A 16,653-nucleotide genomic window follows, 5' to 3' on the forward strand; every position below is an offset into this window, starting at 1 on the left:
TATGACAAAAAAAATTATTTTTCTTATCGTTATCTTTCTATTCCTTCTAATTTTGGGAATATTCTTTTTTTTCCAAAAAAACAAAATAACACAAGAAGATTCTCCCACTAAAAATATACAAAAAATAGAAATTCCTACTGAGAAGGAAAAAGAAACAGCACTTATTTCAAATGATTTACAAAATTTTCTTTCTACGCCGACATCAGAAGAAATAACGTGGTTCTCTCCAAAAAATACAGAAAAGAATGAGATTCTTCCTATAAGAGAATTTTTTCAAAAAAATTCTCTTCGTCTTTCTGTTGAAATGCAGACAAAGATCGATTGGAAAGACTATGATCTTTTTTTATGCCCATCTCCAGATGAAAATGGAGTGGGAGTCCGTCTTACTCAAATAGCAAATCCCCAAACAGGAAAACCTACTTATGAAGAAATACTTCAAGCTCTCGATACTTGGTCAAGCGTAATACCAATAGATCTTTGGTTATTATTTTTCAAAAATCCTGAAGAAACAAAAAATATACAATCCGTTTTTGTTGAAAATAAAGAGTATTCTTATGATTCTGCCTATGAATGGAGATATAAAAAAGCAATTGTAACATTTGTTAGTGGAGAGAAAAAAGAATTTTATTATGGAACAGTTGCTCATAATATCCTTATTACGCAATCTCTTTCTTGTGTTCACAAAGTCTCCAAACAACTTTACGATCTTGTCCCATAAAACAAACGAACCAAAATAAAAAACTTATATCATTCCTCCAATAGGGAGTGTCTATTAAACCCCAGATTACTATCATACTAAGAAAAGAAAAAACAAAGAGATACAGTTCTTTGTTTTTTTTATCTCTTTCAAAAGAAAAAGTTAAAGAGTGTAGCGTACTTCCTAACACACAAAGAAAGCCTATAAAACCAACAAAGCCTGATTGCATATAAAAAGAAAGAAAAATATTGTGAGGATGTGGCACTGCCCATTCAAGATAAAAAGGATATTTATTTTGGTATTCCAGATACTTTTCTTGAAAATTTCCTGGTCCTATGCCCCAGAAAAAATTATCTTTGGTTATATCCCAAGCTGATTGCCATATCATCAAACGAGAAACAAAGGATGATCTTGTTTCCATATCAAAAAATACAACTTCTTTTTCAAAGGTAAGAAAAAAGAAAACAACTACACAAAAAAGGAGGAGAAAGAAAAAATGCATACATATTAATAGTCCTTTTCTATTCTTTACCAAAGATAAAACACCTAAAGCAGTTAAGAGGCTCAAAAATGCACCGTAAGACATTGTAAGTATCAAAGTTGAGATGATTATAGTAAAAAGAATATGATGGCCGTATTTCTCAAAAATAGAGCTTCTCATTGATATTTTCTTTTGTATTTTCTGCCAAAGATAGAGAAGGGCAGGTGCTATATATAAAGCAAGTTGATTAGGAGAATCATACCATCCTCGAAGACGATTATCGTACGTCATGCCAAAATCAAAAAAACTCAAAAAAAGAAGGGAAAAAGAAACCGCACCCGCACTTAAAACATAACTATACAGAAAGTTTTTCCATTCTTTTTCTTTTTTGTAAAAAGTAAAAAGAAGAAAAGTAAAAAGAAAGGGCAAAAAAAACCAACTCTTTATTATTCCCCATTCTCTGGAAGATATTCCTTCAGAAAAAAAGGCGGAAAAAAAAGTTCCAAAGAAAAGTAAAAGAACTCCAAAGAAAAAAAGTTTATTTTTTATTATTAAACACTGAAAACGGTATTGTAATTCTTTGGAGGAAAAAATTCGTACAAGAAAAAGAAAAATACCTACAAGCAAAAGCACGTCTAGCATATTTGTTTTTATGCCAAAAAATTCAAACCGAATCACATATGTTGGTACAAGAAAAATAACTATATACGGATAATATTTTTCTCCTTTGGAAAAAAAATTTTTCATAGTATTTCTTCTTTCTGTTCTTTCTCAAACCAAAAAACACTTGAAAGAACAAGAAAAAGAACACTTATAATGTGAATAGAAAATAACGGGGTATCAAAAAACGTGTGCAGAGAAAAAACTCCGAGAGAAAACATCATGGATAAAGCGTAAAGATTTTTTTTCCTCTGTTGTAATCCAATCAAAAAAGATGCTCCTATCCACATAACCCAAAGAAAAAGTGAAAAAAGTCCCATTTCTACGGCGATATCTAAATATATATTATGAGCATAAATAGGATCTCTATATTCAGCGCTAGGAAGAATTTCCAATGCATATCCACCCATACCCACACCCCAGGGCTTTTCCATAATTATATACCATGATTGTTTCCACATATCCAATCGTCCTGCATTAGAATTATCTAGAGTAGAAAAAGAGGAAAGAGCTCTCTCAAAAAAAGGATTTTCATAAAAAATAAAGGAAAAACAAAGAAATAAACTTATAAAAAGTCCTACAATAAGGCGAAATTTTCTCATTTGAACAAGAAAAAAAGATATTCCTAAAAAGGCGAAAAAGAAAAGTGCTATATAAGCACCTCGAGAAAATGTCAAGAGGAGAGCTAATAAAATAATACTTGCAATCATTGCGTATCCCCATGATTTTTTTGAATAAGCATATATTAAGGTCCAAACCAAACAAAATTCCCAATAAAACGCGGCAATATGAGGATCTGGAAAAAATCCTATAGCACGAAAAACTGTTTCCCCTCCCACATTAACTAACCAACTCGAATATTCAATAACCGATTCCGAAAATGATTCTCCTAAAAAAAGAGGTGCTACAAGAGTCCTCCACCATAAAAGTGTTTTTTCTATACCAAAAAAGAATGGGAGTGTGAACTGAAAAATAGCAACGAGAGAGGATAAACATCCTGAAAATGCAAGTGCCTTTGAAAGAGCTTCGGGTGTCCATTTTTTTTGAAAAAACATCCAGGAAGCCATAAAAAAAAGGAGGAAAAAATTTATAAGAAAAAAAACTTTTCTTAGAGCCCATTCTTGGTTTTGGGCCCATAGAAAAGATAATGCAGCAAAAAAAAGGAAGGAAATACCTAGCCAAAAAGCCTTTGACTTTGGAAGTTCTAATTTTCCCGATATAAGAACTGTATGAATCCAAAAGAAAAAAGCTAAAAAAATAATCAAACGAGTAATGCCTACATCAAAAGTTTCTGAAATATTAAGCGCGAATTGAAAAGGAAGAAAAAGAAGAAAAAGAAGAAGGAATTTATCGTTAAAAAATGATTTCATAATCGTGATCGTCTCAAATAAACATACAAAGAAAAAAATTTTTTCTCCAAAAAAGAAAGGTGTTTCTTACTGTATCGTTCCATTGAGTCATAATAGGCTGTTTTTTGCAATTTTTTATTTTCTTGAAAGCTTTTTCCCCCTTGATGACAAAATGTTATTTGAGGATAATACCAACAGTTTTTTCCTTTTATCTCCTTCGTTCTCAAACAAAAATCCATATCTTCAAAATAGAGGAAAAAATTCTCATCAAAACCACCAAGATCAAAAAAGGTTTTTTTCCTAACAAAAAGAGTTGCCCCTGTCACCCATCCCGTCAATAAAGGTTTTTGAGGATCTGCCACAAAACCCGATACGAAGATACTATACCGAAAAATCCACCAAAAAAAATTTAAGAAATCTCCATAAATCCAAGGCTGAATGGTTCCTTTTTTTTCCACAAGTCGAAAACCCATAATTTCCACTTTTTGAGAAAGAAAAAAATTAAACGACTCTTTTATATCTCCGCTAAGATATTCTGTGTCAGGATTAATAAACCAAAGGTATTCTCCTTTTGCTTTTTTTGCAGCAAAATTACAAGCGCCTCCAAATCCAACATTTCCGCGTGGATGTAAAAATATTTGTAAAGAATATTTTTTCTTTTTATTTTCATCTATGAGAATACTCTCTGAAAAATCATTATTAATAATAATCCATTCAAACAAAAATCCTTCTTTTTCAAGACGAGTAGATAAAGAAAAAATGCATCGTTCAAGAAGAGATGCTGATGCATAATTTACCACTATAAGAGAAAAAGTTTTATTCTTCATATGGGAGCGAACGTATAGCGAGATACACTGAACGTATCATAGCATTATTCGAATTCCCCCTAAAAAGATACCCACTTTTTATTTTGCGAACTATTTGAAAAATATACAGCCAAGGTCGCCACAATAAAGACATATTCTTATGAAAAAATAAGTTTCCGGAACGAATAAGAAAATAAGTCTTTTTTGGCTTATTAGACTCACTTACTTCTTCATGAACAATGGAATTTTTCGAAACAACATACACACCAAAACCCGCATTTTTTGAGCGAAAACAAAAATCTACATCTTCATAATAAAGAAAAAATCTTTCATCAAAGAGTCCTATTTTTTTGTATACTTCTTTGGAAACCAACATCACACAACCAGGCACATAATCTGAAGGATAACAATCTTTATTTATTTTATTATCTTCGTGAATAGCCCTCAAACGAAACCAGTCAATCTTACCATAAGAAAACCATATGGATCCATTAGGAAAAAGTATTTTTGGACTATAAACTCCTGGACCATATTTTTTTTGGGCGAAAGAAAGCTCTTTTATTGTGTTAGGGGAAAGAAAAGCATCATTATTAACAAGGAGAATATCATCCGCTCCTTTTTCTAAAGAAAATCGAATTCCTAAATTCATTCCAGCGGAAAATCCTGAGTTTTTTCCATTTATAATAAAATGTGCTCGTGAAAAATTTTTTTTCGCCAACTCCAAAGATCCATCAAAAGAGGCATTATCTACAACAACAACCTCGAAGTTTGGATATTTTGAAGCATAAATATGTTTAAGACAGGAAATTATAGTTGCCTTCCCATTATAATTTAAGACAACAACAAATACACGTCGATTTTTATAGTTCATAGGCTTTTTTTATTTTTTTAGTATAACACATCTTAAACAGGGAAACGATTAGGGAAAAATTGTTGCAATTCTTCCCTTGTAACTGCTCGAGTAAGGAAAATACTTACACCATAAACAAACATAGCAATTCCCAATGTTACAAAAAAATGAAAATGCTCAGCACAAAGAAAGATAGCAAGAGCCATAAATCCTCCAGAAATTAAAATTCTCTCAATTCTTTTTGTCGCAAGAAAATATCCTATTTTCCTTTTCACAGCCCACCCAGTCAAGAGAGTAACGCAAAATTCTGTTATCACTGATGTCATCGCTGCTCCCAAAAATGAATATTTTGGTATAAGAATGACATTAAGTGCAAGATTTCCTAATGCACAAAAAAAGAGAAATTTCATAAGAAACATTTCTTTATTAGCGACTATTAAAATGGCATTAAAAAGATGTCCAAAAAACATACAACCAAGAGCAAAAAGGAGTATCTGCAAAACAGGAACAGATTCTATAAACGCAGCACCTCCAATAAGAAGAATAATTTGTTCTGCTAACATAAAACCTCCTATTAACATAGGAATAACAATAAGAAAAAAAGTTTTTGCCGTTGCATCAGCAATTCTTTGAAAGCCTTTTTTGTCATCAAAAATTTTATGAGCAAGTAGTGGTAGCACTAAACCAATAATCATTGCTGGAAAGAAGACTACATTTTCTATTATTTTATAAGCAGCCCCATAAATACCAACCGCTTCCGGACCCTTTATAAAAGAAAGGAGGATGGCATCAAATTTAAAATAAAAAAAGGTTATAAGAACCGAAATACCCAAAGGAAATGATCGGCGAAGAAACACTTTCCAAAAAGAAATATCAAAACGAAAAGAAAAAGTAATAAATTTTCTACTCCAAAAAAAGAGAACGAAAAAATTAAATGCCATAAAAACAACAAGCGAACTCATTATGGCAAGTAATCCCATATTCATCTTTATAGCAATAAAAATTATAGCTACTTGAATACATTTTCCTATCAATTCAGTTAATGCTACACGATCCATGGAAAGATTTTTTTGAAAAATTCCATTCAAAACGGTATAAGAAGATGAAAAGAAGAAAGCGATCAAAGAAAGGATTATGGCTATTTTATGATAAGAAGAATAGGGAAGAAAAAAAACGAATACTGGTACTATTAAAATAACACTGAGTGATATAATCAATCGTAAAGTAAAAACATTCCCCATAATAAAAGCTTCATCGGCTTTTTTTCTTGATATTTCCCGAGTAGAGGCCGCGTTTAAACCAAAATCTGCTATTGCCATAAACAAAGCAAAAAATGCTAATGTTGTTGTGTATTCCCCAAAACCTTCTGGCCCAAGATATCGAGTAATTAAACCTATAGAAACAAGGGCTAATACTGTGGATAAGACTTTGGAAAAAGCACTAAAACCAACATTATATGCAATTTTTCTAGCAGTACTCATAGTTTTCTATTGAAAAATACTTATTCCTCTAGTATCCACGAAAAGAAGAAAAAAGTCGAGAAAAAAACCGCAAAAATTGCGGCTTTTTTTTCTATCTTTTTTTGGAAAAGTTTATTTCTTTCCTCCTACTGGCCTTATTATAACTTTTCTTTTTTCCCCTTCTCCAACACTTTCCGTTACTACATCCTCATTTTGAGAAAGACGCAAATGAACAAGTCTTCTCTCGTAAGCACTCATAGGACGCAAAGAAACGGCTTTATTTTCAGTTTTTGCCTCTTGAGCAGCTTGGTCTATCACATCAAAAATTAATTTATCTTTTTGTTGTCTATATCCATTAATATCAATAAGAAAAGGAAATTGATCTTCATGAAAAAGATGTTTTCTTACTAAAAGACGAATAATATATTGTAAAGAACGTAAATTTTCTCCACTTTGTCCAATAAGAATATTAGCAGGTCCTGATGATTGAATATTAAAAATAACAACATCATCCAATGAAGAAGATGTAGAAACTTCCACTGAACAATCTTTCAGATCAGCCTTTTCAAGGATTTTTTCCAAGAATTTCTGTATTCTTTCTATAGCTTCATTTTGTTCCATATCTTTCTGCTTTATCCCTTATAAAACACTTTTCCTTTTCATAACATACCACTGTTGCGTAATCATAAAAAGAGTAGTTGTTAACCAGTAGAGTATCAGACCAGCACCAAACGTCAACCCTATAAACAAAGTAAGTGCAGGAAAAATATAAAGCATTTGCGTATTCATCATTTCTGCAAAATCGGGAGTTGCTGATTTTTCATCTTTTTTATCCTCTTCTTTTTGCTTAATACTTTCATTTTTCTTTTTATTATTCATCATTTTCATTTGAAAATATTGTGCTACAGCTGTAATAAATGCCAGTATCGCATTTGGCTGATTGAGATCTAATATTCCCAAAAATAATGTATCTACTTTTCCAGGATTAGGTACTATGGAATAAAGAAGTGTCTCATCTACAAGAAATCCTGCTCCAGAAATATTTATAAGTACTCTATAAATAGCGATGAAAAAAATAAGCTGTATAATAAGCGGCAAACACCCCCCCAAAGGATTCACTCCCTCTTTTTTATAAAGAGCCATAAGTTCTCGGGCTTGTTTCTCTTTATCTTCTTTATACTTTTTTTGTAAAGCTTTAATTTTCGGTTGTATTTCTTGAAGTCCTTTTTGTGATTCAATTTGTTTTTTAGAGAGGGGTATAAGCACTATTTTAAGAAGTATAGTTGTCAAGATGATAGCGATACCAAAATCTTCAAAAGAAACCGTATCATACAAACCTATAAGAATATTATAAAGTGGGTCATAAACAAGTGTGTGAAAAATTGAATTCATAAAAAAATATTTTTTCTTTGGTTTAATAACGTCTCAATATCCTTTTTTACCTTATCAAAAACAATATCTTCTTTATTTCCACGAAAAACAAAAATGATATCGTATGTCGGTCTTATAAAAGGCAAAAGCGGATAAACCGCCTCACGAAGAATTCTTTTTATTCTATTTCTCTCATGAGCGCGTCGCCATTTCTTTGAACTTACAGCAACGCCCCAATGGAAACCTTTTTGAGAATTATTACAGAGCTGTATTCCACATACTCCATAAGAGAAAAAATGACCTTCACGATACACCTTCTGAAATGAACGAAGTGTATAAGTATGTTTTTTTTTCATAAAAATGAAAAAAGAAACTCTAAACGAGCTCTTTTCTTCCTTTTCTTCTTCTTGCTTGAAGTACACGCTTCCCTGCTGAGGTTAGGCTTCTTTTTAAGAAACCATGTGTATTTCTTCGCTTAATTTTCTTCGGCTGATATGTTCGCTTCATACTTTTTTGGATGATCTCTTAACTCGGAAAGAATATCTGTTTTTTTACTTATTGTCAATGCATTTTTCTTTTTATAAAAATATTTTTATTCTTCAGTACTCTATAAGAACGATTTTTTATTTTCAAATACGAGGTACAAGTTGTTAAAATAAAAAACTATTTATTTTTATTTTAAGGAATGTATATATTGAAAATTTGCTTTTTTATACGTATTTCGTATACATTTCGTATACTTTTCCACAGGTTTTCCACATGCATATTCTTTATTTCTTTTTATGCTTTAAATAAAGAATATTCTTCTTTATTTTTAAATAATTTATTGGCTTTTAAAAAGAAAATAATGACATTATCCACAAGTTATCCCATATATACACCAAAAAACAATTTTCTCTGTGGTATACTGTTTTTTGAAAGATATCATTTATTCCTTTTTTGCTATTATGAAATTTGATGAGATATGGAATGCCGTCCTAGGATCTATTGAGCTTTCGATCTCAAAAGCTCAATTTGGAACATGGTTTAAAGGAACAAGAATACTTTCTTTAGAAAAAGATTCTGTTTATATTCGTGTTCCTAATGGATTTGCAAAAGAGTGGCTTGAAAATAAATTCAATATTATCATATTACGATCTCTTCATGACCTTGGTTATCCTGTAAAAGAAATTCATTGTAAGGTTGATGATTCTTTTATTCCTAAAGAAAAAGTTTTTTCTGAAAAACAAAGCATTCCAACAAAAAGCATTCCTACATTTTCTTCGGAAATAAAAAATTTTCAACCAACTTCAAAAAATTATCAGACTAATTCTTCCTCAAACCTTAATCCTCGTTATACCTTTGAGAACTTCATCATAGGAAATCATAATGAATTAGCATATTCAGCTTGTGTTGCTGTTTATCAAGATTTGGGAAATGCTTATAATCCACTTTTTATTTACGGAGGAGTAGGTTTAGGAAAAACGCATCTTCTTCAATCTATAGGGAATGCCATACTTAAAAATACTCCTGAAAAAAAAGTTCTTTACATAACAAGTGAGAAATTTACACAAGAACTTATTAATTCTATAAAGAACCATACGGTAGACACTTTTAAAAGTTTTTATCAAAACATAGATCTTCTTATTATTGATGATATTCAATTCCTTTCAGGAAGAGAAAAAACCCAACAAGAGTTTTTTCACATTTTTAATACTCTCTATCAACAAAACAAACAAATTGTATTAAGTAGTGATCGTCCACCAAAAGCAATCGCTACCTTAGAAGATCGCTTACGTTCTCGTTTTGAGGGTGGTATGATTGCAGATATTAATAGACCTGATTTAGAAACAAGAATAGCCATTCTTCAAGAAAAAGCTCAACAAAAAAATATCTCTCTTTCTGATGAAATTTTTTCCTATATTGCCGAAAATATAACAAATAATGTAAGGGAGCTTGAAGGAGCACTTACTCGAATAACAGCACTTCAACAGTTTCATCACATAACACATCCTACTATAAAAGATGTTGAGGATATTTTGAAAGAAATAGTTTCAAGTGGTAAAAAAAAGGCTATAAGCCAAGAAGATATTATACATTCTATCTCTTCATTTTATGGTATATCTTCAGAAGATCTCAAACAAAAGGGAAGAAAAAAGGAAATTGCAGAAGCTCGTCAAATGGCTATGTATCTTATGCGAAAAGAACTTCATCTTCCTTATACTGGAATTGGTAGATGTTTTGGAGGAAGAGATCATACAACAGCACTTCATGCTTTTGAAAAAATTGAAAAATTATTAGATACTGATGAAAAAACAAGAAAAGATGTTTCTTTTTTGAAGGAAAAAATTTATTGCATAGAATAATTTTATTAGTGGAAAAGTTTTTTTTCTCTGTGTATTTTAAAAAATATTGGATAAGTCGTGTATAACTATGGAATAACTCTCGTATATCCATTGAATATTTCTGTTATTATTTTATTTTTTCTGTGTATAACGATAGTATCATTTTTCAAATATATTTTTTCCCACAATTTCTATTTATTTTTCCCAATAACCATTAATCTATTTTTATTTTATTAAAAGCTCTAATTTATGATATACACTTATCCACCTCACTAATAGTAATAAGTATTAATATATATAATTCTTATATCTTTCTCTTATATGAAATTCATTTGTACTCAAGAAAACATAGCACAAGCACTTCATTACGTTTCTCGTATTGCAAAGAAACACGCAACTCTTCCTATTTTGGAAAATATTCTCATTCAAGTAGATAAAACAAAAATAAATATTATAGGCACAGATCTTGAAATGGGTATTTATCATTCTTTTCGAGCAAAAATTGAAGAAATTGGGGAGATTACTGTTCCTGCAAAAATAATAAGCGGTTTTATTTCACATATTCCTGCAGAAAATTCCCTCACTTTTGAATTAAAAGAAAAAGATCTTTATATAGAAAGTGGAAAATATAAAGCTGTTATTGTGGGTTTGAGTGCTGAAGATTTTCCTATTATCCCAAAACCAGAAAATCAAGAGAGGGAATTTTGTTGGGAAGTTTCTCTTTCTGAATTTCGAAAAAGAATAACACAGGCTATGGTTTGTATAGCTCCTAATGATGTTAGAATTGAGTTCTCCGGGGTTTTTGTTCGTTTCTTGAAAGAGTCTATGGTTTTTGTTTCAACGGACGGATTTCGCCTTCTAGAGGTTCTATGTCCTTATGAGAAAAATAATAGTAAAGAGGAAGAAGATATTATCATACCTCTCAAAACTCTTTCTGAGCTTTTGCGATGTTTACCTACAAATTCTCAAGAAAATATTCAAATACGAAAAGAAGAAGGGCAAATATTTTTCTTTATCGGAGAGAATACTATGATAGTTTCTCAGCTTATAAAAGGAAATTTTCCTGATTATTCTCAGATAATACCAAAAACTCATCATACTATAGTGGATTTGGATACAAAAGACTGTATTCGTGTTATGAAATTAGCTGGTGTTTTTGGGAGTAGTGTTATTTCAGAAGTCATTGTTCGAATAAATGCACAAGATAAAATTGTTCAATTTGAATCCAAGAGTGGAATTTCAGGAAAAAATACATCAATTCTCGAACCCCTTTATCTTAAAGGGGTTGATCAAGAGATAATTTTTAATCCGAAATATATAAGTGATGCCCTCTCACTTTTTTCTAGCGATTCATTTCGTTGGGTGTTTGTAAATGAATCATCACCAGCTCTTCTTGGAGAGATTGGAGAAAATGATGAAATTCATTCGGGATTTCAGTATGTACTCATGCCTATTAAAAAATAAAAAAGAAATATGGAACTTCTTTCTCATTATTTAAAATCACACGAGAAGAGAAAAATAGTTTTAGATGAGTCTACTGTACTTATTGCTGTTTCTCGTTGTATACAAGATCAATTTGGAGCACAAGGAATGTGTAATATAAAAGCAGTTTCATGGAATAATGGAACGGTTATTTTGGAAATCCAAAAATCAATTTGGGCGGGGGAATTTCTTCAACAAAAAAAAACTTTTCTAGAATGTTGTAATAACTATTTTCAATCAGAACAACCTATTAAAAAAATTTTTGTTCGATCTTAAATGATGAAGAGATAGTAAGAAATTATATTTGCTCTTTTAAATTTTTACTATGAATTAAAAATACAAAAAACTTGGATAGGTCTTTATAATTCCCGTAAAAAATAAAAATGAATTTTAAAAAGACACTTCAATTTTTTTCTCATCTTCTGCTGTATTTCCTACTTCATCTTGAAGTTTAACTTTGATAGAAAGTGTAGATCCATTTTTATCCTCTGGTATTGAATAAGAAATTGATTTAGAGGATGTTTTTTCTATTACATTTCCATCCACGATGTATTCAATAGAATCGATATCATAAGGAGAGTCTACATCAGTACTTATAACGAGAGATCGTTGTGTGATTTGATTAGGGATAGAGAGTGATATTTTTGGTTTATACTCAGAAAAATCATCTTTTTTACATTCATCCTCAGGAGCTTCATCAAAAATATAATCTTCATCTTTATAATATTTCTGAACAGCTTTTTCCCAATTTTTATATTGAGGATCACTTTCGGGATTTTTTGGTTTCTCTCCTAGAGGATCTTTAATATCAACAAAATAAAGTATGGTATGTGCGTTAGCAAAATCTTTTTTTTCTTCATCATTATTGTCAGTACAATATTTATTAGCAAGACAATATTTATCCTTTTTTCCTGGTATTTTACAAACTTTCACATTTTCTTTTATAGAGAGCTCACCATTAAGAATATCTTTTTCTCTTTTAAATTTTTCTTTATCGTATTCTGGAAAAGACTCCTTATTTGTATTTTTTAAAACTTCCTCAAGAAAAGAACGCCAAATAGGCGCGGCGATAACGCTACCATCAGCACCTATTTTCATAGAACGATTATCATTATTACCAACCCAAACACCAACAGAAAGTGTTGGTGTATAACCCATTGTCCAAGCATCTCTGAATTCATTCGTTGTTCCTGTTTTTGCAGCGACTTGATAATTATCAAAACGAAGAAAGTTTTTTTCTCCAAATACAGGGGATCGGTATGCATTAGTTGAAAGAACATGATCTAACATAGCGACGTATTCTTCCTCTACAACACGAACACCTTGAGAAGATGTAAATTCTTCTAGGATTTTATTATCTTTCGTAACAACTCGAAGAATAGATGTTTTTTCACGTCGAATACCACCCGATGCTAATGTCGCATAAGCATGAGTATGATCAAGAAGTTTTACTTCTCCACCACCAAGAACAAGAGAGAGGCCATAGCGACTAGGGTTATTGAGAGAGGTTATACCAAGACTTTTGGAAAGATTAATACTTTCTTTTGTACCAGCAAGATAAAGAGTTTTTACGGCAGGAATATTTAAAGATTGTGCTAAAGCTTCTTTCATAGGAACAGGACCACTAAATGTCCCATTATAATTTTGAGGAGAGTAGCCACCTTCTTTTTCATTATCAAATTGTGTTTCAACATCAAAAAGTATAGTTTCGGGTGTATATCCTTTTGTGAAAGCTGTAAGATATACAAAGGGTTTTATGGAGGATCCTGGTTGACGATCACGAAGAGCTACATTTACTTGACCATCAATATCTTCACTAAAAAAATCTTTTGATCCAACCATGGCTACTATTTGACTATTTTTTGGATCTATAGCAACGAGTGCCGCATTCTCAGCATTCCATGAAGTTTTGTTTTTTTCTGCGCCTTCTCGAACAACTTTTTCTGCAAGTTGTTGTTTTTCCCAATCAAGTGTGGTGATAACAGAAAGACCTCCTTGTTCTAGCATTTCAACACCATATTTTTCTTCAAGATATTCTTTTACATACATAACAAAATGAGGTGCAAAAATATTATGAAGCTGAGGTTTTATTTTCTCAAGCGTATTTATATTTTTTGAATTTTCATATTCTTCTTGGGAGATGTAGCCTTTTTCTAGCATTTTGGATAAGGCTAATTGTTGTCTAGCGATAAGCTTCTCTGTTCGTGACCCGAATGGAGAAAGTGTTGAGGGTGCTTGGGGGAGTGATGCAAGAAGCGCAGATTCGTCAAGTGTCAAATCTTTAGCATTCTTATTAAAGAATGTTTGTGATGCTGATTCTATTCCATAAGCATTTGATCCGTAGGGAATCTCATTAAGATACATAGAGAGTATTTCATCTTTGGAAAATTTTTGCTCTACTCGAAGAGAAAGAATAACCTCTTTAATTTTTCGTGTGTATGTTTTTTCAGATGTCAAGAGGGAATTTTTTATGAGCTGTTGTGTTATAGTGGAGGCTCCACGTTCTATATTCATTTTTATAATATTATTAAGAGCAACTCTTAATATGGAATCAATTTTTATACCTCGATGGTAATAAAAATCTTGATCCTCAAGTACTATCGTTGCATATTTCACACTAGAGGGAATATCGGAAAAAGGAATAAGTGTTCGTTTTTGTTCCCCATGAATTTCATAAAGAAGATGTTGACCTGTTCGATCATAAATTTTTGTGGACTCTGGTATTACTCGATCATTTACTTGACCTGGTGAGGGGAGATCTTTTGAAAAATAAAAAAACATTCCAATTAAAAAGATACTACCCAGACCAAAAAGAATACCAAGAATAGTAAAAAATTTTTTCCATGAAATTTTAAATCCTTTTTTTTCTTTTTGAGAATTGTTTTCGGGTGCTAATTTTCCATTTTTTGAAGAAGAAGATTCAAAAGAAGACTTCTTAATAACTGAGTTTTTTCTCTCGGGAAGATATTTTTTTGTAAAGATATAATTCATAAAATGATAGAATAAAGTATATTTAACCATATTTTCTCTAAAAAGAAATTTTCTTTTTAGAGAAATGGCTATGTGAGATACAATTTTACTTCTTATTTTACTTCAATAAGAAATTTCTTTAAATCACGTCGTCCAATAAGAACAGGATATTTTAAATGTTCTCGACTTGATATATTTAATTTAGAAGCAATATTCCTTTCATTCATAATAAACTCTACAAGAACTACTGGACGAAGAGAAACGCCTGTGGCTGAAAAAACGAGAGAAACATCTTCTAAATGGGGAATTTTGTCATGATATTTTTCAAAAATCTGTTTTTCTAAAATTCTTCCGTATTTACTATTTTGAATATTAAATATTTCATCCGCAGTAAGTTTTTCAAAAATCTCTAAAGTTTTTTCGAAACCAAGTTTTTTTGCAAGATCTGTATCTATAGATGTTGAGTATGCTCCAGTATCTATTTTTGCCTTTACTTCAATTTGTCTATTATTTCTTCCAAATAATTGAATCATTTCCATGGTTCCTATAACTTTTCTTCCAGAGATTTCTTCCAAGCTCTCCTCGATTTCTCCTCCGAAAAGATTTTTGCCTACGCGAGTGCCATGTTCCACACTTTTTATTTTTAAACCTGCCACGCGATCAAGCCGTTCACGAAGTCCTGAACGATTAGCTACTTGAATTTGAAGACCGGGACGGGAGTTTAATTCAAGAAAAACTGGACCTTTTTCTCTATCAATAGCAATGTCAGCACCAAGAAATCCTAAGCCAGAAACTTTTTGAGCTTCTATGGCGAGATGAAGAATTTCCGTCCAATGAGGAATTTTTATTCCCGAAAGAGGCATTTCTGTTCCGGGAAGATATTCCACAGGACGAGCTTTTTTCCCATAGACTGCTGTTGTGGTAACGCCAGATGCCATATCAATTCCTAATCCCAAGGCTCCTTGTTGTAAATTTGCTTTTCCTTCAGATTCTTTTGTGGGGAGGCGGAGCATGGCCATAACAGGAACATTGTTAAAAACAATAACGCGAATATCAGGAATTCCTTTAAAGGTATAGGGTTTAAATGTTTTACTTAGGCGCATGCGTTCTTCAAAAAAAGCAGTATCAGAAGTTCCTGATAAGGAAAAGGATCCGTCTAAAATATTATGAATATGCTCTTTTAGATCATACATCCCCACTTTTGAGCCATCAGCTTTTATCCACGTAAGAGGATCTTTTTTTGATTTAGCATAGACAACAAGTATTCCACCACCACCAAATCCTCTATTTGGTTTTAAAACAAAAGTAGAGGGAAGAGATTCCCAATTGAACTGTTCAAGATCTTTATGTGTCTTTATGGAAGTTATCAAATCAGGCACAGGAAGGCCGTGTTTCTTAAAAAGCTTTTTACTAAGAAGTTTGTTATCAGCTAAAATTCTTGCTTTTCGAAGATTATTGGGTCGAATAAAATGAAGGTTCCGGGCATTCATTCCAAGAACAGACTTGCTTTTGTGAAAAAAATCGAACATAAAAATAAACTATTTCAAAATATCTCGAAAACGCCAATATTCACTAATACGTAGACCTGTCCATTTCCCTACAGCAATATTGAGAACAATGGTAAGAAAAACAATCCAGGGAGATGCTAAAAGAAGGGTTTGAAAAGAAGGAATGCTGGTAAAATAATAACTTACTAAAGAAATAAGGAGTGTTTGACCAGAAACAATGAAAGCTTCCTTCGTTCCTTTTTCCATTTGAGTAACAATAATTTTTTCAACTAAGGCAATCATAATGATAATAGGCGCTATAGACATAGCAGCAAAACCTGTTCGTTGAACAGAGCCACTTAAAGCCAAAAGGAGAAGTATAACGAAAGAAATAAAAGTTAATGTAATAGCTACTCGAGGAAGATAAAGGAGTCGAAATTTTTTAAGAAGGAAACGAGAAATCATTCCAACAAGAATAACGGTAGCAAAAATAGCAACGCCATATTTTACCCCAACAACAAGAAAAGAAAATGTTATAAGTGTGGGCGTATAAATTCCAAAAGCCTTTATTCCAAAAACTTGTCTAAAAAAAGCAACGAGCGTTACTACAAAAGGAAGAAGAAGGAGATGTAATACTGTTTCTTCAGGGACATTATGACTTATTATGTTGAGTATCCAGGGATGATAGAATGATTCCATAGTGAATAATTATAAAA

The 16,653-nt window shown here is 31.6% G+C and carries 16 protein-coding genes; 4 read left to right on the top strand and 12 right to left on the bottom strand.

Annotation, left to right across the window (positions count from 1 at the left end):
* Nucleotide 1: 1 nt before the first annotated feature.
* Complete coding sequence (locus IPN70_02600) at nt 2-718, top strand: hypothetical protein (protein QQS61783.1); 717 nt, start codon at nt 2-4, stop codon at nt 716-718.
* On the opposite strand, the gene IPN70_02605 is transcribed toward IPN70_02600, so the two are convergent.
* The 9 genes from IPN70_02605 to rpmH form a co-directional block, all read right to left on the bottom strand.
* On the bottom strand, nt 657-1,925 hold the full coding sequence (locus IPN70_02605; GenBank protein QQS61784.1) for an O-antigen ligase family protein: 1,269 nt from the start codon (nt 1,923-1,925) through the stop codon (nt 657-659). The genes IPN70_02600 and IPN70_02605 overlap by 62 nt on opposite strands.
* Nucleotides 1,922-3,208 carry an O-antigen ligase family protein gene (locus IPN70_02610; GenBank protein QQS61785.1) on the bottom strand — a complete coding sequence of 429 codons (1,287 nt, stop codon included), beginning with the start codon at nt 3,206-3,208 and terminating at the stop codon, nt 1,922-1,924. Before IPN70_02610 ends, IPN70_02605 begins: the two co-directional genes overlap by 4 nt.
* Entirely contained in the window at nt 3,205-4,014 is an 810-nt protein-coding gene (locus IPN70_02615) for a glycosyltransferase (GenBank protein QQS61786.1), read from the bottom strand. Before IPN70_02615 ends, IPN70_02610 begins: the two co-directional genes overlap by 4 nt.
* A complete protein-coding gene (locus IPN70_02620) occupies nt 4,004-4,864 on the bottom strand; it encodes a glycosyltransferase family 2 protein (protein ID QQS61787.1) in 861 nt (286 codons plus the stop codon). The genes IPN70_02615 and IPN70_02620 overlap by 11 nt, the downstream gene beginning before the upstream one ends.
* A gap of 32 nt (nt 4,865-4,896) precedes the next feature.
* Nucleotides 4,897-6,324, bottom strand: coding sequence for a flippase (locus IPN70_02625; GenBank protein QQS61788.1), 1,428 nt, complete (start codon nt 6,322-6,324; stop codon nt 4,897-4,899).
* Between the two features lie 111 nt (nt 6,325-6,435).
* Nucleotides 6,436-6,924: a hypothetical protein gene (locus IPN70_02630; protein QQS61789.1), complete on the bottom strand. Its 489-nt coding sequence runs from the start codon at nt 6,922-6,924 to the stop codon at nt 6,436-6,438.
* 18 nt (nt 6,925-6,942) lie between these two features.
* The gene (locus IPN70_02635; GenBank protein QQS61790.1) at nt 6,943-7,695 is read right to left on the bottom strand and encodes a membrane protein insertase YidC; all 753 of its coding nucleotides are present in this window, start codon (nt 7,693-7,695) and stop codon (nt 6,943-6,945) included.
* Entirely contained in the window at nt 7,692-8,030 is a 339-nt protein-coding gene (gene rnpA, locus IPN70_02640; GenBank protein ID QQS61791.1) for a ribonuclease P protein component, read from the bottom strand. Before rnpA ends, IPN70_02635 begins: the two co-directional genes overlap by 4 nt.
* Before the next feature lie 19 nt (nt 8,031-8,049).
* A complete protein-coding gene (gene rpmH, locus IPN70_02645) occupies nt 8,050-8,181 on the bottom strand; it encodes a 50S ribosomal protein L34 (protein QQS61792.1) in 132 nt (43 codons plus the stop codon).
* Between the two features lie 440 nt (nt 8,182-8,621).
* Here rpmH and dnaA point away from each other — a divergent pair, with 440 nt between their 5' ends.
* The 3 genes from dnaA (at nt 8,622) to IPN70_02660 (ending at nt 11,756) form a co-directional block, all read left to right on the top strand.
* Entirely contained in the window at nt 8,622-10,019 is a 1,398-nt protein-coding gene (gene dnaA / locus IPN70_02650) for a chromosomal replication initiator protein DnaA (protein ID QQS61793.1), read from the top strand.
* A 300-nt stretch (nt 10,020-10,319) separates the two neighbouring features.
* Nucleotides 10,320-11,462: a DNA polymerase III subunit beta gene (gene dnaN, locus IPN70_02655; GenBank protein ID QQS61794.1), complete on the top strand. Its 1,143-nt coding sequence runs from the start codon at nt 10,320-10,322 to the stop codon at nt 11,460-11,462.
* Between the two features lie 9 nt (nt 11,463-11,471).
* Nucleotides 11,472-11,756: a hypothetical protein gene (locus IPN70_02660; protein QQS61795.1), complete on the top strand. Its 285-nt coding sequence runs from the start codon at nt 11,472-11,474 to the stop codon at nt 11,754-11,756.
* Between the two features lie 114 nt (nt 11,757-11,870).
* Here IPN70_02660 and IPN70_02665 read toward each other — a convergent pair whose 3' ends face one another.
* The 3 genes from IPN70_02665 to IPN70_02675 all read right to left on the bottom strand — a co-directional run bounded on the left by IPN70_02665 (nt 11,871) and on the right by IPN70_02675 (nt 16,636).
* Nucleotides 11,871-14,471, bottom strand: coding sequence for a PBP1A family penicillin-binding protein (locus tag IPN70_02665; protein ID QQS61796.1), 2,601 nt, complete (start codon nt 14,469-14,471; stop codon nt 11,871-11,873).
* Between the two features lie 92 nt (nt 14,472-14,563).
* Nucleotides 14,564-15,979 (bottom strand): ATP-dependent zinc protease, encoded by a 1,416-nt coding sequence (locus IPN70_02670; GenBank protein ID QQS61797.1) that lies wholly within the window; start codon nt 15,977-15,979, stop codon nt 14,564-14,566.
* 9 nt (nt 15,980-15,988) lie between these two features.
* A complete protein-coding gene (locus IPN70_02675; protein ID QQS61798.1) occupies nt 15,989-16,636 on the bottom strand; it encodes a hypothetical protein in 648 nt (215 codons plus the stop codon).
* Nucleotides 16,637-16,653 lie beyond the last annotated feature (17 nt).

Source organism: Candidatus Moraniibacteriota bacterium (genome assembly GCA_016699795.1).
Classification (GTDB): Bacteria; Patescibacteriota; Minisyncoccia; order Moranbacterales.